This is a genomic window from Modestobacter lacusdianchii (assembly GCF_054177765.1).
This window is the reverse complement of sequence record NZ_JBJJTJ010000001.1, coordinates 237,172-251,645: the sequence shown is the minus strand read 5'-3', so window position 1 is coordinate 251,645 and position 14,474 is coordinate 237,172. Positions and strand designations below refer to the sequence as shown.

17 protein-coding genes are annotated in these 14,474 nt (G+C 71.9%); 5 read left to right on the top strand and 12 right to left on the bottom strand.

Features of this window, described 5'->3' with window-relative positions; genetic code table 11:
* Positions 1–30 precede the first annotated feature (30 nt).
* Genes ACJTNH_RS01210 through ACJTNH_RS01200 form a run of 3 tightly spaced genes read right to left on the bottom strand, consistent with a single transcriptional unit; the run spans position 31 to position 1,201 of the window.
* Entirely contained in the window at positions 31–303 is a 273-nt protein-coding gene (locus ACJTNH_RS01210; protein WP_458172407.1) for a DUF4235 domain-containing protein, read from the bottom strand.
* A complete protein-coding gene (locus tag ACJTNH_RS01205) occupies positions 300–761 on the bottom strand; it encodes a DUF3618 domain-containing protein (RefSeq protein ID WP_458172406.1) in 462 nt (153 codons plus the stop codon). Before ACJTNH_RS01205 ends, ACJTNH_RS01210 begins: the two co-directional genes overlap by 4 nt.
* Complete coding sequence (locus ACJTNH_RS01200) at positions 758–1,201, bottom strand: phage holin family protein (protein ID WP_458172405.1); 444 nt, start codon at positions 1,199–1,201, stop codon at positions 758–760. The genes ACJTNH_RS01205 and ACJTNH_RS01200 overlap by 4 nt, the downstream gene beginning before the upstream one ends.
* 145 nt (positions 1,202–1,346) lie before the next feature.
* Here ACJTNH_RS01200 and ACJTNH_RS01195 point away from each other — a divergent pair, with 145 nt between their 5' ends.
* Positions 1,347–1,559, top strand: a complete 213-nt coding sequence (locus ACJTNH_RS01195; protein WP_458172404.1) for a hypothetical protein — start codon at positions 1,347–1,349, stop codon at positions 1,557–1,559.
* A gap of 93 nt (positions 1,560–1,652) precedes the next feature.
* Here ACJTNH_RS01195 and ACJTNH_RS01190 read toward each other — a convergent pair whose 3' ends face one another.
* Together ACJTNH_RS01190 and ACJTNH_RS01185 are read right to left on the bottom strand one after the other, a co-directional pair.
* The gene (locus ACJTNH_RS01190; RefSeq protein WP_458172402.1) at positions 1,653–2,636 is read right to left on the bottom strand and encodes an aldo/keto reductase family protein; all 984 of its coding nucleotides are present in this window, start codon (positions 2,634–2,636) and stop codon (positions 1,653–1,655) included.
* A gap of 98 nt (positions 2,637–2,734) precedes the next feature.
* A complete protein-coding gene (locus ACJTNH_RS01185) occupies positions 2,735–3,349 on the bottom strand; it encodes a DUF3043 domain-containing protein (RefSeq protein WP_458172401.1) in 615 nt (204 codons plus the stop codon).
* Between the two features lie 215 nt (positions 3,350–3,564).
* Here ACJTNH_RS01185 and ACJTNH_RS01180 point away from each other — a divergent pair, with 215 nt between their 5' ends.
* Positions 3,565–3,921, top strand: coding sequence for a HesB/IscA family protein (locus ACJTNH_RS01180; protein ID WP_036334939.1), 357 nt, complete (start codon positions 3,565–3,567; stop codon positions 3,919–3,921).
* Positions 3,922–4,285: 364 nt separating this feature from the next.
* Here the strand turns inward: ACJTNH_RS01180 and asnB are convergent, their stop codons facing one another.
* The 3 genes from asnB to ACJTNH_RS01165 are packed head-to-tail and all read right to left on the bottom strand — an operon-like array spanning position 4,286 to position 6,953.
* A complete protein-coding gene (asnB, locus tag ACJTNH_RS01175) occupies positions 4,286–6,220 on the bottom strand; it encodes an asparagine synthase (glutamine-hydrolyzing) (protein WP_458172400.1) in 1,935 nt (644 codons plus the stop codon).
* A gap of 39 nt (positions 6,221–6,259) precedes the next feature.
* The gene (locus ACJTNH_RS01170; protein ID WP_458172399.1) at positions 6,260–6,598 is read right to left on the bottom strand and encodes a DUF3817 domain-containing protein; all 339 of its coding nucleotides are present in this window, start codon (positions 6,596–6,598) and stop codon (positions 6,260–6,262) included.
* Entirely contained in the window at positions 6,588–6,953 is a 366-nt protein-coding gene (locus ACJTNH_RS01165; protein WP_458172397.1) for a metalloprotease, read from the bottom strand. The genes ACJTNH_RS01170 and ACJTNH_RS01165 overlap by 11 nt, the downstream gene beginning before the upstream one ends.
* A 256-nt stretch (positions 6,954–7,209) precedes the next feature.
* Here ACJTNH_RS01165 and ctaC point away from each other — a divergent pair, with 256 nt between their 5' ends.
* Together ctaC and ACJTNH_RS01155 are read left to right on the top strand one after the other, a co-directional pair.
* On the top strand, positions 7,210–8,103 hold the full coding sequence (ctaC, locus tag ACJTNH_RS01160) for an aa3-type cytochrome oxidase subunit II (RefSeq protein WP_458172395.1): 894 nt from the start codon (positions 7,210–7,212) through the stop codon (positions 8,101–8,103).
* Positions 8,104–8,136: 33 nt separating this feature from the next.
* Positions 8,137–8,538: a cytochrome c oxidase subunit 4 gene (locus ACJTNH_RS01155; protein WP_458172394.1), complete on the top strand. Its 402-nt coding sequence runs from the start codon at positions 8,137–8,139 to the stop codon at positions 8,536–8,538.
* A gap of 987 nt (positions 8,539–9,525) precedes the next feature.
* On the opposite strand, the gene qcrB is transcribed toward ACJTNH_RS01155, so the two are convergent.
* The 4 genes from qcrB to ctaE all read right to left on the bottom strand — a co-directional run bounded on the left by qcrB (position 9,526) and on the right by ctaE (position 13,889).
* Positions 9,526–11,211, bottom strand: coding sequence for a cytochrome bc1 complex cytochrome b subunit (qcrB, locus tag ACJTNH_RS01150; protein WP_458172392.1), 1,686 nt, complete (start codon positions 11,209–11,211; stop codon positions 9,526–9,528).
* Positions 11,211–12,326, bottom strand: coding sequence for a cytochrome bc1 complex Rieske iron-sulfur subunit (qcrA, locus tag ACJTNH_RS01145; RefSeq protein WP_458172390.1), 1,116 nt, complete (start codon positions 12,324–12,326; stop codon positions 11,211–11,213). Before qcrA ends, qcrB begins: the two co-directional genes overlap by 1 nt.
* A gap of 70 nt (positions 12,327–12,396) precedes the next feature.
* Positions 12,397–13,281 carry a cytochrome bc1 complex diheme cytochrome c subunit gene (gene qcrC, locus ACJTNH_RS01140; RefSeq protein ID WP_458172389.1) on the bottom strand — a complete coding sequence of 295 codons (885 nt, stop codon included), beginning with the start codon at positions 13,279–13,281 and terminating at the stop codon, positions 12,397–12,399.
* 8 nt (positions 13,282–13,289) lie between these two features.
* Positions 13,290–13,889, bottom strand: coding sequence for an aa3-type cytochrome oxidase subunit III (ctaE, locus tag ACJTNH_RS01135; protein WP_458172388.1), 600 nt, complete (start codon positions 13,887–13,889; stop codon positions 13,290–13,292).
* 161 nt (positions 13,890–14,050) lie between these two features.
* On the opposite strand from ctaE, the gene ACJTNH_RS01130 reads away from it, so the two are divergent.
* Positions 14,051–14,473 carry a hypothetical protein gene (locus tag ACJTNH_RS01130; protein WP_458172387.1) on the top strand — a complete coding sequence of 141 codons (423 nt, stop codon included), beginning with the start codon at positions 14,051–14,053 and terminating at the stop codon, positions 14,471–14,473.
* Position 14,474 lies beyond the last annotated feature (1 nt).

The window sequence follows — 14,474 nt, the reverse complement described above, 5'->3', positions numbered from 1 at the left end:
CGTCTCGGGTGGTGGTCGTCGGCTGGTGGGTCAGTCGCCCGGCCAGTGGCCGGTCAGCCTGGTGAACCCGCGTGCGCCGGCCCGGTCGATCATGGCCTTGGTGGCGCCGAACAGCGCGCCCTGGACGGCGGCGGCCACCACGACCTCGCGCATCCGGTACTCGCTCTGCAGCGCGCCCGGTGCGTCGTCCTCGTCGGCGATGCGCTTCCAGACCTGCTTGAACACCGCGCCGGACAGCGCACCGGCCAGCACGCTGCCCAGCAGCCCGATGGGGCGGTAGACGGCCTTCGGGCTCGGGCTCATCGGAGGACCCGGGCGATCGTGCCCCGCCACCCGCCGCGCCGGCCGGTCAGTCGTCTGGCGGTGCCGCGCTGGGTGGCGGCCAGCCGGGCTGCGGCAACCCGGCGCTCGGCGGACACCTCCGCCGCCGCGCGCCCGGCCCGGCCGGCCCGACGGCGCCTGCGCCAGGCGACCAGTCCGACCAGCGCGGTCACGGCGGCCACCCCGCCGCCGATCACGGCCGGTGGGTTCTCGCGGTAGGTCTCGACCGCGGTGTCCTTGGTCCGGTGCACACCCTCGACAGCCGACGTCCGGGCGCGGTCGGCGCTCTCCTTGGCCCGGCCCGGCACGTCCAGCCGGTGGCTCAGCTCGTCGACGGTGCGGCCCAGCTGTTCCCGGGTCTGCGCGATGTCGGCCCGGATGGCGTCGGGGTCGGTGGGGTCCGCGCCGCCGGCCGGCGTGGTCGCGTCGGCTCCGGTCATCGGGACGCACTCTCCTTCACGGTGGCGACGTCGGTCTTGACGCTGGAGATGGCCTCGGTCGGCACCGGCGGGGTGGCCTGCTGCACGTCCTTCTTGCCGACCAGGGCGAGGACGCCGGCCAGGGCGAAGAGCACGACCGCGACGATCACCGCCGACAGCCACGCCGGGACGGCGAGGGCCAGCGCGAGCACGGCCGCCGCGATGAGCACCTGCAGGCCGAGGAAGCCGAACAGGCCCGCGCCGCCGAACAGCCCGGCGCCGACGCCGAGCTTCTTGGCCTTGGTGCTGACCTCGGCCTGGGCCAGGCGCATCTCGTCGCGGACCAGCCGGGTGAGCTGGTCGGAGAGCTGACCGATGAGCTCACCGGTAGAGGCGTTCTCCGGGGTGGGCGGTGGTACGGCCGCGCGGCTCGCGCCGGCGCCCGGGGTGGGCTGGCTCATGGGTCCTCTGCGGTCTCGGAGTGGGTGGTGCCTGCACCATGCCCGTGCACTTACCTTGTAAACCAAGATCGCCGAGCCGGGGTGCGGCGGCGGGGCGGGTGGCACGGCGGCTGCCGTCCGGCCCCCGTGCCGTTAGCCTCCCGCCATGAGCTGGACCTGGCAGCTGGAAGACGCCTCGGGTGCGCCCGTGGACCCCGCGACGCTCGGGGTGGAGGTGCCCGAGCACGACAACCAGGGCGACGCGGAGTCCTGGCTGGGGGAGACCTGGCGCGACCTGCTCGAGCGCGGTGTCGCGACGGTCACGCTCCAGCAGGACGGCGAACGGGTCTACGGCCCCATGGGCCTGGCCGCCACCTGATCGGGGGTGGACGCCGCCGCGCGACGTCCACCCCCGGCCCCGTCCAGAGGCTCGCCCTGAGCCTGCGAAGGGGGAGGAGGACGGGGTCCTTCCTCAGCCCCGGGAGGTCTTGGCCGGATCGCGCTCGACGACGTCGCCCAGCACCTCGTCGATCCGGGTCATCACCTCGGCCGGCAGCTCGACGCCGGCGGCCTGGACGTTGTCGTGCACCTGCTCGGGGCGGCTGGCCCCGATGATGGCCGCCGCGACGTTGCTGTTCTGCAGCACCCAGGCGACGGCCAGCTGGGCCATCGACAGGCCCAGCTCCTCGGCGATCGGGCGCAGCTGCTGCACCCGGGTGAGGACGTCGTCGGTCAGGTAGCCCTTCATCGACCCGCCGACGGTGGCGTGACCACCCCGGCTGTCGGCCGGCGGCTGCTGGCCCGGCAGGTACTTGCCGGTGAGCACGCCCTGGGCCAGCGGCGACCAGACGATCTGGGAGAGGCCCTCCTGCTCGCTGGTCGGCACGACCTCGGCCTCGATGACCCGCCACAGCATCGAGTACTGCGGCTGGTTGCTGATCAGCTGCACCTTCAGCTCACGGGCGAGCTCGGCGGCCGCGGCGATCTCCTCGGCCCGCCACTCCGAGACGCCGAGGTAGAGCACCTTGCCCTGCCGCACCAGGTCGGCGAAGGCGGTCATCGTCTCCTCGAGTGGCACCGAGGAGTCGTACCGGTGGGCCTGGTACAGGTCGACGTAGTCGGTCTGCAGTCGCTGGAGCGAAGCGTTGCAGCTCTCGACGATGTGCTTGCGGGAGAGCCCGCGGTCGTTGGCGCCGGGGCCGGTGGGCCAGTAGACCTTGGTGAAGATCTCCAGCCCCTCCCGGCGCTGGCCGGCCAGTGCCCGGCCCAGCACCGACTCGGCCTTGGTGCCGGCGTACACGTCGGCGGTGTCGAAGGTGGTGATCCCGACGTCGAGGGCGGCGCGCACGCAGGCGTGGGCGGCGTCCTCCTCGACCTGGCTGCCGTGGGTCAGCCAGTTGCCGTAGGCGATCTCGGAGATGGTCAGGCCGGAACGGCCCAGGCGTCGTGTCTGCACATCGCAGACGCTAGTCCTCAGCCGGGCTAACGACCTTCGGCCCTCCTGCAGGGGCCCGCCACGAGCGTGCGAGTGGTGGGGGGCAGGAGGGTCCTTCCTCAGACCTCGGCGCCGAGGGCGACCTGCGGCTTGGGGAACCGCCAGCGGCGGATCATCGTGGCCCGGCTGACGCCGTACCAGACCAGGCTGCGCGAGCGCTGCGTGGTGTTCGGGAAGCGCTCGGCCACCGTCTTCTTGATCTTGCGGCCCAGGATGACCGAGTCGCCGAGGATCACCAGGAAGAAGGCGAACCAGATGAACACGGTGTAGCTCTGCACGGCCGGGTTCGGGATGAAGTAGCCGACCAGCACCAGCGCGGCGACGACCAGGAAGACGCTGCCGGCGTTGCGGCGGGCGTCGACGAGGTCACGCACCAGCCGGCGCTCGGGCCCGCGGTCGCGGGCCGGCAGTGAGCTCTCGTCGCCGCGGGCGGCGGCCTCGCGCGCGCTGCCCCGGCCGGCGGCCTGCTGCTCGCGCATCCGCCGGTAGGCCTCCTTGCGGGTGGTCGGCGGCGGGGGCACCGGGCCGCTGCGGCGCCCCTGGGCCTCGTTGCGCCGGGGGGTCGGTCGCCCCTTGCCCACGGCGGTGCTGCCGGCCAGCTGGCTGGTGAGGTCGGACTGGACGTCCGGGGTCGTCGCGGAGTCGGCGCGGCGGCCGGGCAGGCGGAGCTTCACGGCCGGTGAGTCTACGTGCCCGGGGGCGTCGTCCGGTGCGCTCCTGGGCTCCCCGGCCCCGCGTCGTCCGGCTCCGGACGGGTGCGGATGCGCCCTCGTCCGGCGAGAGCGCCGTACAGTGGGAAGCAGCTCCGCCACGGCGGTGTTGGCCGAACTGGGCGGCCCGTCCCGTGACGGGCCGAGCAGGACACCCTCGAGTGTGGGAGGACCACGACATGACCGTGCAGGACACGCAGGCCCCCGGCGCCACCGGCGTCATCCTCAGCGACCCCGCCGCCCTGAAGGTGAAGACGCTGCTGGAGCAGGAGGGTCGCGACGACCTGCGGCTGCGGATCGCGGTGCAGCCGGGTGGTTGCTCGGGGCTCCGCTACCAGCTGTTCTTCGACGAGCGCTTCCTCGACGGCGACCAGACCTTCGAGTTCGGTGGCGTCGAGGTGATCGTCGACCGGATGAGCATCCCGTATCTCAGCGGCGCGACGATCGACTTCGTCGACACCATCGAGAAGCAGGGCTTCACCATCGACAACCCGAACGCCGGCGGCTCCTGCGCCTGCGGGGACTCGTTCCACTGATCGTCTGAACCACCCAGCGAGGCCCGGTCCCCCCTCGGGGACCGGGCCTCGCTGCGTCCGGGGGGTCAGTCCGCCGGTGCCGACGGGATCGGGATCGGCAGGCCGCCGTCCGGCGGCGGCTCCAGCGGACCCGGGGTCACATGGGGGCCGGGGGTCGGCAGGGGCACCGGGACGACGGACGGCGTGGGGGACTCCAGCGGGCGAGCGCTGTAGCTCGGCTCGGCGCCGGACGGCGTGGCGGGCGGCGGCGGTGGTCCGGCACAGGCGCTCGGGTCGTCCGGGCAGACCCCGTCGTCCGTGGAACAGCCGGCGAGCAGCCCAACCGCCGCCAGGGCGGCGACCAGACCGGCTCGCCGGCGGCCGGTCACAGGCGGACCGGGTAGACCGGCTCGGGGATCTCCGGGGTGATCCGCTCCTCGACGAAGATGCCGTGCCAGATCATGAACACCAGCACCTCCCACACCTGCCGGGCGATGCGCTTGCTCGGCACGTCGGCCTCGCGCAGCCGGGCCAGCAGGCCGAGGACGTGGTCGCGGTCGAGCCACTCGTCGGTCTGGCTGGCGGTCACGATGTCCCGCGCCCACTCGTGCAGCGGTCCGGCCAGGAACTCCGCCGTCGGCACCGGGAAGCCCAGCTTGCGCCGGTTCATGATCTTCGGCGGCACGATCTGCCGCATCGCCTGACGCAGCGCGTACTTCGTCGCGTCCCCGCGCCGGGGCACCCGCATCTCCAGCGGCAGGCTGCTGGCCAGGGCGAAGACCTCGGGGTCGAGGAACGGGACCCGCAGCTCCAGGGAGTTGGCCATCGTCATCTTGTCGGCCTTCACCAGGATGTCCCCGCGCAGCCAGGTGAAGAGGTCGACGTACTGCATCGCCGTGACGTCGTCGTAGCCGGCCTCGCGGGTCTGCCGGTAGAGGGCCTCGGTGACCGTGACGTGCGAGAGGTCGGGGTCACGGCCGGGCAGCAGCTGGGCGAGCTCCTCGGCGTTGAGGTTGCGGGCGTTGCCGTAGTACCGCTCCTCGAGCGGGATCGAGGCGCGCCGGAGCAGGTCCTGCCCGCGCACGCCCTCGGGGACCAACCGGGACAGCCCGCCCAGCGCCCGCCGTCCGGCGGCCGGCAGCTTCGAGGCCCAGGCGAGGCTCAGCGGCTCGCGGTAGATGGTGTAGCCGCCGAACAGCTCGTCGGCCCCCTCGCCGGAGAGCACCACCTTCACGTGCTTGCGCGCCTCGCGGGCCACGAAGTACAGCGGCACGAGCGCCGGGTCGGCGACCGGGTCGTCCAGGTACCAGACGACGGTGGGGATCGCGTCGGCGAACTCCTGGGCGGTGATCTCCACCGGGACGTGCCGGACGCCCAGGATCCGGGCCGACTCCGCGGCGATGTCGACCTCCGAGGTGGCCTCGCGCTGGAAGCCGACGGTGAAGGTGACCAGGTCGCGGTTGTACTTGTGCGCCAGGGCGGCGACGGCGGTGGAGTCGATCCCGCTGGAGAGGAACGACCCGACGGTGACGTCGGCGCGCATGTGCTTGGCCACCGAGTCGTCCAGCACCTCGGCGATCCGGTCGAACAGCGCCTGCTCCGACCCCGGGGTGACCGGCTTCGGCGCGAAGGTCGGGTGGAACCAGCGCTTCGTGTGCAGCTCGCCGTCCGCGACGGTGAAGCTGGTGCCGCTCTCGATCCGCCGGATGCCCCGGTGCAGCGTGGCCGGCTCGGGGACGTACTGGAGCGTGAGGTAGTGCTGCAGCGAGGCCGGGTCGACCCCGCCCGCGCCGGGGGTGCCGCCGAGCAGCTCGAGCAGCGCCTTCTTCTCCGAGCTGAACACCAGGCCGCCGTCGGCCAGGCGGGCGGTGAACAGCGGCTTGATCCCGAAGGCGTCCCGGGCGCCGAACGCCGTCCCGGTCCGGGTGTCCCAGATGACGAAGGCGAACATCCCGCGCAGCCGCGGGACGACCGCCTCGCCCCACAGGTGGAACCCGGCGACGATCGCCTCGGTGTCGCCCTCGGTGGCGAAGGTCGCGCCGGCGGCCTTCAGCTCCTCGCGCAGCTCCAGGTAGTTGTAGATCTCGCCGTTGAAGACGATCCGGTACCGGCCCTCGGCGTAGGGCATCGGCTGCGGGCTGCCCTCGATGTCGATGAAGGCCAGCCGGTTGAAGCCGAGCACCGCGTGCGGGTCCGACCAGGTCTCCCGGTCGTCCGGGCCGCGGTGCCGCAGGCAGCGCAGCGCGTGCTGCACCCCGGAGACCGTCTGCTCGTCGACCCGTTCGGCATCGGTGGACAGGTAGGCCAGCAGGCCGCACATGCGGGAGGTCTCCAGGTGGTGGGAGGCGGGGGAGGACGGTCAGAGCGGCTGGCCGGCGCGCACTCGCGCCGTCACCCGCCGCTCGGCCCAGAACGACACGAACGGGACGACGCCGGCCAGCAGGACCAGGACGGTGCCCTTGGCGGTGAAGCGCGCCTTCAGGGCCAGGTCGAACGCGGTGGCCAGGTAGACGATGAACAGGAACCCGTGGATCGGCGAGACGACCGCGGAGACCTCGGGGACGTCGGCCAGGTAGCGCAGCGGCATCGCGACGAGCACCAGGACCAGCAGCATGACGCCGACGACGTACGCCATCACCCGGTACCGGCCCAGTGACGAGGCCACCTTTGGGGCGATCGTGCTGGTGTCAGCGGCCACGGGGCACCTCCTGCCCGAGGGCCTTGGCGTTCAGCTCGGCCAGGTAGGCGTTGTAGGCGGCCAGCTCCGGGTCGCCCGTGGTGTCGATGCGGGGGCGCTGGTAGAGGACGACGGCGTTGCCCGGCTCGTCGTCGGCCGGGTCGCGGTTCGCCTCGTCGCGGCACATGCGCAGGTAGAACCACAGGCCCATGAGGCCGTACAGCGGCCACTGCAGCGCGTAGCTCCAGTTGACCGGTCCACCGCCGTCCTCGGCCTTGCTCAGCTGCCAGTTGCCGAGGAAGAAGGTCGCCACGAAGAGCGCCGCCACCAGCAGGTGCATCAGCATCCACCGGACGGTGAGCAGGCGGGAGTACACGCCCTGACTCTAACCGTCGCCGGGCTCCTGACGGCGCCGTCCCGGGGGAGGCGGCGCGCACACCTGCGTCGGTCGGTGGACGCCCCGTGGCCCATCCGACCAGCCCGGTCGGCGACCCGCCGGGACGGTCCGCCCGCCACCGGGACGACAGGCGGGGTCGGCTAGTCTCGGCGAGACTGTGGTCGGGGTGGGCAGAGCCTGTCGGGGAACCGAGGAGCGCCCGCCGGTGAGACCGCGTGGCGCCGCCACGCGGGGGATGAGGAGGCAGCGGGCAGTGGCTCGACGCAGCAAGCTGGCGAAGGTCGCCGGGCTCGGTCTCCTGGGTGCTCTGACGCTCAGCGGGTGTGATGTCACGGGCAGTTGGCTCAGTTGGGGATGGCCGGACGGCATCACCGACGAGGCCCGCGAGATGCACCAGTTGTGGATCGGTTCGACGATCGCGGCCCTGGTGGTCGGCATCGCGGTGTGGATCCTCATCGCCTACGCGGCCATCCGGTACCGCAAGCGCGGTGACGAGCTCCCGCGCCAGACGGCCTACAACCTCCCGTTGGAGGTCGTCTACACCGTCATCCCGTTCGTGATCATCGCGGTGCTCTTCTTCTTCACGGTGAACACGCAGAACCGGGTGATGGAGCGCAGCGCGGAGCCCGACGTCACGGTCGCGGTGAACGCCTTCAAGTGGAACTGGCAGTTCGTCTACCCGGACACCACCGACGAGAACGGTGGTGAGCCGGTGTCCACCGTCGGCAGCACCACCGAGATCCCGATCCTGGTGCTCCCGGTCGACCAGACGATCCGGTTCGAGCTCGCCTCGGCCGACGTCATCCACTCGTTCTGGGTGCCCGAGTTCCTCTTCAAGCTCGACGCCATCCCGGGCAACGAGAACGGCCGGGACAACGTCTTCGAGGTCACCGTCCGCGAGCAGGGGGCCTACGTCGGGCGTTGCGCCGAGCTGTGCGGCACGTACCACGCGTACATGAACTTCGAGGTCCGCTCGGTCAGTGCCGAGGACTACGAGGACTACCTGGACGCCCGCCTCGACGGCCTGTCGACGTACGACGCGCTCGAGAGCATCGGTCAGCCGGGCGCGGCGACGAGCACGGTCCCGCTGCCCACCGGCGGCCAGCAGGCTGTTGCCTCCGATGACTGACCCGACCATCCCGCAGGACCAGGAGGAGCGGCCGTGAAGGTCGAAGCGCTCATCTTCAACTTGCTGACGGTGTTCTGCATCGTGGCTGCGTTCGTGTACGGCATCTGGGCGCGCGAGCCGATCGGCACCACGGCGCTCGCCCTGTCCGGTGGCCTGACGGCGCTGATCGGTGGGTTCTTCTGGTTCGTCAGCCGGCGCATCGACGCCCGTCCCGAGGACCGCAAGGACGCCGAGATCGCCGATGGCGCCGGCGAGCTGGGCTTCTTCAGCCCGGCGAGCTACTGGCCCTTCGGCCTGGCCTTCTCGGCCGCGCTGATGGGCCTGGCGCTGGCGTTCTGGTACCCGTGGCTGGTCCTGATGGCCGGTGCCTTCCTGCTGCTGACCATCGGTGGGCTGCTGTTCGAGTACTACGTGGGGCAGAACGCGCACAGCTGACGCCTCCCGCCCGCCCGACGGGGCCCCTCCCACTCCTGGGAGGGGCCCCGTCGTGTGTCTGGGGCAGGGATGGCCAGCCTCCCGGGCGCGCCCGGCGCATGCAGGGCTCACGAGTCGCGCCGTTGCTGAGACGCCCGTAGCCGCGGAGAGGCTCCGAGCGCGCGACTGGGCGAACCGCGGCGAGTGGGGCGTGGCCGGCCCGGTGAGGGCCCGGCTGGACGGCCGACCTGACCGGTGCACCAGCGGACACCGGTTCCGAGGTCCCCGTGGGTCCTGGCCCAGCGTCTGTGTCAGCAACACCCGTTCCGAGGCGACCCGATGGGACGGGGGAGCGGCTGCCGATCGTCGATCCGGCCGGCGGGGAGGCGATCGAGTCCGGATCGCGCGGGCCAGCTGGGGTCGCGCCTCCGGCCGCGCACCACGCCCTGGTGGACCGTGCGTGCGGCGTCGACGCCGACCGGAGCGCCGAGGGGTGCGCGGCCGCCCTGGGCGCGGTGCGTCCGGGAGTCGACCGGCGAGCCGTGGTCCCGCCGCCGGGTGATGGCGACGTCGACGGCGTCCCGCCGCCGGGCCATGTCGATGTCGACGGCATGGGCCCGGCAACGGAGGAGATCGAGGGCTCTGGTCGGTTCCGTCGCCTCGAGGGGCTCGGGGAGCTCAGTCGCACCGGCCGGCGTCGCGGTGGAGGTCGCCCGGCCGGGCCACGGCCGCGGTCTGCACCGCAACCGGGCGGCCGCGCGTGGACACCGGGCCACCATCGGGCAGAGGTCGGCTGAGCCGCCGGACTGGCTCGAGCAGGGTTGAGCCGGTGAGCTGACCGGGCCGGCGCCCGAGCCCGCCAGCTCGGCGGGTGGGCGTCGTCCGCGGACGGGAGGCCGTAGGTGCCCTCAAGTGGCCTCGGGGGCGTGTCGGGCGGCAGTCGCCCGGGGAAACGAGCAAGGGCCCCGGCGGACGATGCCGCCGAGGCCCTTGCTGGGTGGTGCTGGGTCAGTCGCGTGGCTCCTGCTGGGGTCGCCCGCCCTCGGACGGCCGACCACCCTCGCTGGGGCGACCGGAGCCGGTGAGCTCGCGGCCGGCCTGCTCGGACTCCAGGCCCCGGGCCTCCAGCTCGGCCTGGCGCTGCACCTCGGCCGGCTCCTCGATGGGGGAGAAGAAGCCCCGGATCGCCCGGCGAGCGCCACCGACCTGGTTCATCTTCTTCGGCACCGAGGCGCCGCCGTAGGCCAGCTGACCGTGGCCGTGCGCGTCGACCGGGCCCAGCGGCTGGTGGACCTCGATGAACTCACCGCTCGGCAGCCGGCGGATGACGCCGGTCTCGATGCCGTGCTCGAGCACCTCGCGGTCGTGCCGCTCGAGGCCCAGGCAGATCCGGTAGGTGATCCAGTAGGCGATCGGGGGGAGGACCAGGAAGCCGATCCGGCCGAACCACGTCATCGCGTTGAGGCTGATGTCGAACTTCTCGGCGATGACGTCGTTGCCGCCGGAGATCCAGAGCACCACGTAGGCGGTGATCGCCATCGTGCCCAGCGAGGTGCGCACCGGGACGTCGCGGGGGCGCTGGAGCAGGTGGTGGCTCGCCGTGTCGCCGGTCAGCCTGCGCTCGATGATCGGGTAGAGCGCGAGCAGGGTGAACATGATGCCCGGGATGCCCAGGGCGCCCCAGAGGACCGGCGGGATGTGGTAGCCCCACAGCACGATCTCCCACGGCGGGAAGATGCGGGAACCACCGTCGACGAAACCGATGTACCAGTCGGGCTGGGACCCGGCCGACACCTGCGCCGGGTTGTAGGGCCCGAACAGCCAGAACGGGTTGATCTGCACCAGGCCACCGAGTGCGGCGCAGAGGCCGAAGACGATGAAGAACAGTGCGGTCGCCTTGCCGGCGAAGGTCGGGAACAGCCGGTTGCCGACGACGTTGTGCTCGGTCCGACCGGCGCCCGGGAACTGCGTGTGCTTCTGCTTCACCAGGATCAGCAGGTGGAGCGCGATCAGCGCCAGCAGGATGGCCGGGATGATCAGCACGTGCAGGATGTAGAGCCGGCCGATGATCAGCTCACCGGGGAAGTCGCCGCCGAAGACGGTGAAGTAGACCCACGTCCCGATCACCGGGATCGAGAGGAACACCGCCGAGAAGATCCGGAGCCCGGTGCCCGACAGCAGGTCGTCGGGGAGGGTGTAGCCGGCGAAGCCCTCGAGCATGGCCAGCACCAGCAGGGCGACACCGATGAACCAGTTGGTCTCCCGCGGCCGGCGGAACGCGCCGGTGAAGAAGATGCGCAGCAGGTGGATGCAGATCGCGGCCACGAACAGCAGCGCCGCCCAGTGGTGCATCTGGCGGATCAGCAGCCCGCCGCGGACGTCGAAGGAGATGTCCAGCGAGGACTCGAAGGCCGCGGACATCTCGATGCCACGCATGGCCGCGTAGGACCCCTCGTACGTCACCTCCGTCATCGACGCGTCGTAGAAGAAGGTGAGGTACGTCCCGGACAGCAGCAGGACGACGAACGCGTAGAGCGCGATCTCGCCGAGCAGGAACGACCAGTGGTCCGGGAAGACCTTGTTGAGCGTGCGGCGGACCGGGCCGGCGACGATCAACCGATCGTCGACCTCCAGGGCCGCCTTGCCGACGAGCGTCGTGGGCTGGCCCGGCGCCGTCGTCGTGGTGGTCGCCATCAGTCGAGTCTCCCAATGTTCCAGAAAGAGGGTCCGACGGGCTCGGGGAAGTCGCCGCGTGCCCTGAAGTATCCCTCGTCATCGACGGTGATGGGGAGCTGCGGCAGGGACCGCGTCGCCGGGCCGAAGACCGGCTTCGCGCCCTGGGTGACGTCGAACTGCGACTGGTGGCACGGGCAGAGGATCCGGCTGGTCTCCTGCTCGTACAGCGACACCGGGCAGCCGGCGTGGGTGCAGATCTTGGAGTAGGCGATGTAGTCGCCGTAGCCGTAGTCCTCGCGGCCCTCGGCGGTCACCAGGGTGGCCATCTGGTCGGGACGCAGGCGGATCAGCATGACCGCCGCGTCAGCGGCCCGGTTGCCGCCCTCGACGGCCGGGAAGACCGTCTCCAGCGAACCGACCTGCTGGTCACCGGGGCGGACGGGGGTGCCGTCCTCGCGCAGCAGGCGCACGCCCTCGGCCCACGGCGTGGTGCCCAGGGGGTTGCCCGTGTTCGGGTTCTTGATGAGGCCGCCGAGCGGGGCGATCAGCATGGCGCCGAAGGCCGCGCCCATGACGCCGATGGTGCCCAGGAGCACCTTGCGGCGGGGGAGGCCGGAGTTGTCCAGGCCGCTCATCAGCGTCGCGCCGGTGGTGACCCGGTCGAAGTGCGAGCCGTCGTGCTTGTCCTGCACGGCCGTCTCGTGCGGGAGCAGCTTCTTGACGTAGAGCACCAGGCCCACGCCGATGCAGATCAGCGACGCGCCCATCGTGGCACCCAGCAGCGGGGTGAAGAGGGCGCTCCAGGTGCTGGCGCCGATCTCCCACTCCCAGTCGGGGAGGAACCAACCGGAGCCTGCGTAGATCACCAGGAAGGCGACGGCGAAGACGCCTGCCAGGGCGAACCACAGGGTGACCAGACGGGTGTTCTTCTTGTCCAGCGGGGAGCCGGGCGGGGCGACGGGGTCGACGTGCAGGACCTCGACGCCGTCGTACCGGGCACCCAGGCGGTCCAGCTCGGTGCGGTCCATCGCCGCCAGCTGCTGGGGCGAGTGCTCGGCGTCCGGGCCGCCGTGGTGCGGTCCGGACGTGGCGTCCCCGCCGGCCGAGCCAGGACCGTGCTCGGTGGTGGTCACGCGGTCTCCTCGGAGGCGATCGTCGCCCGTACGCGACGGGCGGGGTTGAGGGGGGAGTGCGGGAACTGGCTCACGGGGCCTTGGTCCCCATCCAGAAGATCCCGAAGAGCAGGGCGCCGACACCCACGGTCCACATGACCAGGCCCTCGGCGACCGGGCCGACGCGGCCGATGCCGGCGCCGCCGGGGTCGGCCGAGGCCTTGATCGTCTGCACGTAGTTGATGATCGAGCGCTTCTCGTCCGGCGTCAGCTGGTTGTCACCGAAGACCGGCATGTTCTCCGGGCCGGACAGCATGGCCGCGTAGATGGTCAGGTCGTTGGCGTCCAGGAGCGAGGGAGCGCGCTTGCCGGAGGAGAGCGCACCGCCCATGCCCGTGAAGTTGTGGCACTGGGCGCAGTTGAGCCGGAACAGCTCGCCGCCCTCGGCCAGGTCGCCGTCCCGCAGGTCGCCGGAGGGCAGCGTGGGGCCGCCACCGTTCTCCTGGATGTAGGCCATCAGCTGGTCGATCTCCTCCTCGGAGAAGATCGGGGGGCGCTCGGGGGCCTGGGCCTCCTGGCGGACCAGCGGCATGCGGCCGGTGTGCACCTGGAAGTAGACGGCGGCCTCGCCGACCCCGATCAGCGAGGGGCCGCGGTCCTGCACGCCCTGCAGGTTGGAGCCGTGGCAGGTGATGCAGCTGCGGGTGTAGAGCTCGCGGCCGGCCTCGACGGCGTTGGACGGGTTGCCCGTCGAGTCGTCGGCGGCGCTGGCCCCGGGGGCGAGCGCGGAGTAGCCCACGCCGGTCAGCACCAGGGCGGCCAGCAGGCCGGCGATGTTGGCCAGGCGACGGCGCTGCTTGCTCCGGCGCCGGTCGCGCGCCGCGGCCGCCGGGGAACCGGCGGCCGGACGGCGACGGCGCAGGCCGTGGCGGCCGCCCTCGAGGGGGGCTTCGGACGAGGCGTTCGTGGTGGACACCCGGTTCCCTACTTGATCAGGTAGATCGTGACGAAGAGACCGACCCACACGACGTCGACGAAGTGCCAGTAGTAGGACACCACGATGGCCGAGGTCGCCTGGGCAGGCGTGAAACGGCCCATGGTGGACCGGATGAGCACGAAGAGGAAGGCGACGAGGCCGCCGATCACGTGCAGGGCGTGGAAGCCGGTGGTCAGGTAGAAGACCGATCCGTACGCCGACGACGAGATGGTCGTGCCGTGGTCGACCACCAGGGTGCGGTACTCGAAGCCCTGGCCGAGCACGAAGACCAGGCCCATCGCGAAGGTGATGGTGAACCAGCGCCGGAGCCCGTAGACGTTGCCGATCTCGGCCGCGAACACGCCGTACTGGCAGGTCACCGAGGAGGCGACCAGGATCAGCGTGAAGAACAGCGCGTACGGCACGTTGAGCTCGGTCGGCTCCGGGGGCCAGCCGTCCTCGGCTCGGGCTCGCGCGGTGAAGTACATGGCGAACAGGCCGGCGAAGAACATCAGCTCACTGGCGAGCCAGACGATCGTGCCGACGCTGACCATGTTCGGTCGGGTCAGGGAGTGCACCCGCGAGGTGTCGAAGGTGCTGCTCGCCACGGGGGCCGTTGTCACCGGGTCATCATGGCATCGGTACAGGCGTCCCACGACGTGGGGTGGGGCGGCGTGGCGCGTGTCGAGGGCGCCGTGCACGAGTGCGCTGGACAGGCCCGTGCGGCGCGTTGCCCGGCCGGTCGGGTGCGGGCACTAGGCTCGCGCAGGTGAGCGTCGACGCCGCACCGGCCACCGTGCTGGTCTTCAGCCAGCGGGCCGAGGTCCGCGCCGCCGTCCAGACCGCGCTGGGGCGCTCCCCGGCCCCGGACGTGAGTCCGGTCACGTACGTGGAGTGCGCCACCGCCGACGAGGTCGTCGCGGCCGTCGACGCCGGTGGGATCGACCTGTGCGTGCTCGACGGCGAGGCCCAGCCGACCGGGGGGATGGGCATCAGCCGGCAGCTCACCCACGAGGTCGCCGACTGCCCCAAGCTGGTGGTGCTGATCGCGCGGCAGGCCGACAGGTGGTTGGCGCACTGGTCGATGGCCGACGCCACGCTCGCCTACCCGATCGACCCGCTGGCCGCCACCGACGTGGTCGCCGGGCTGCTGCGCGAGCGCACGGCGCAGCGCCCCGTCGTCCGTCGCTGAA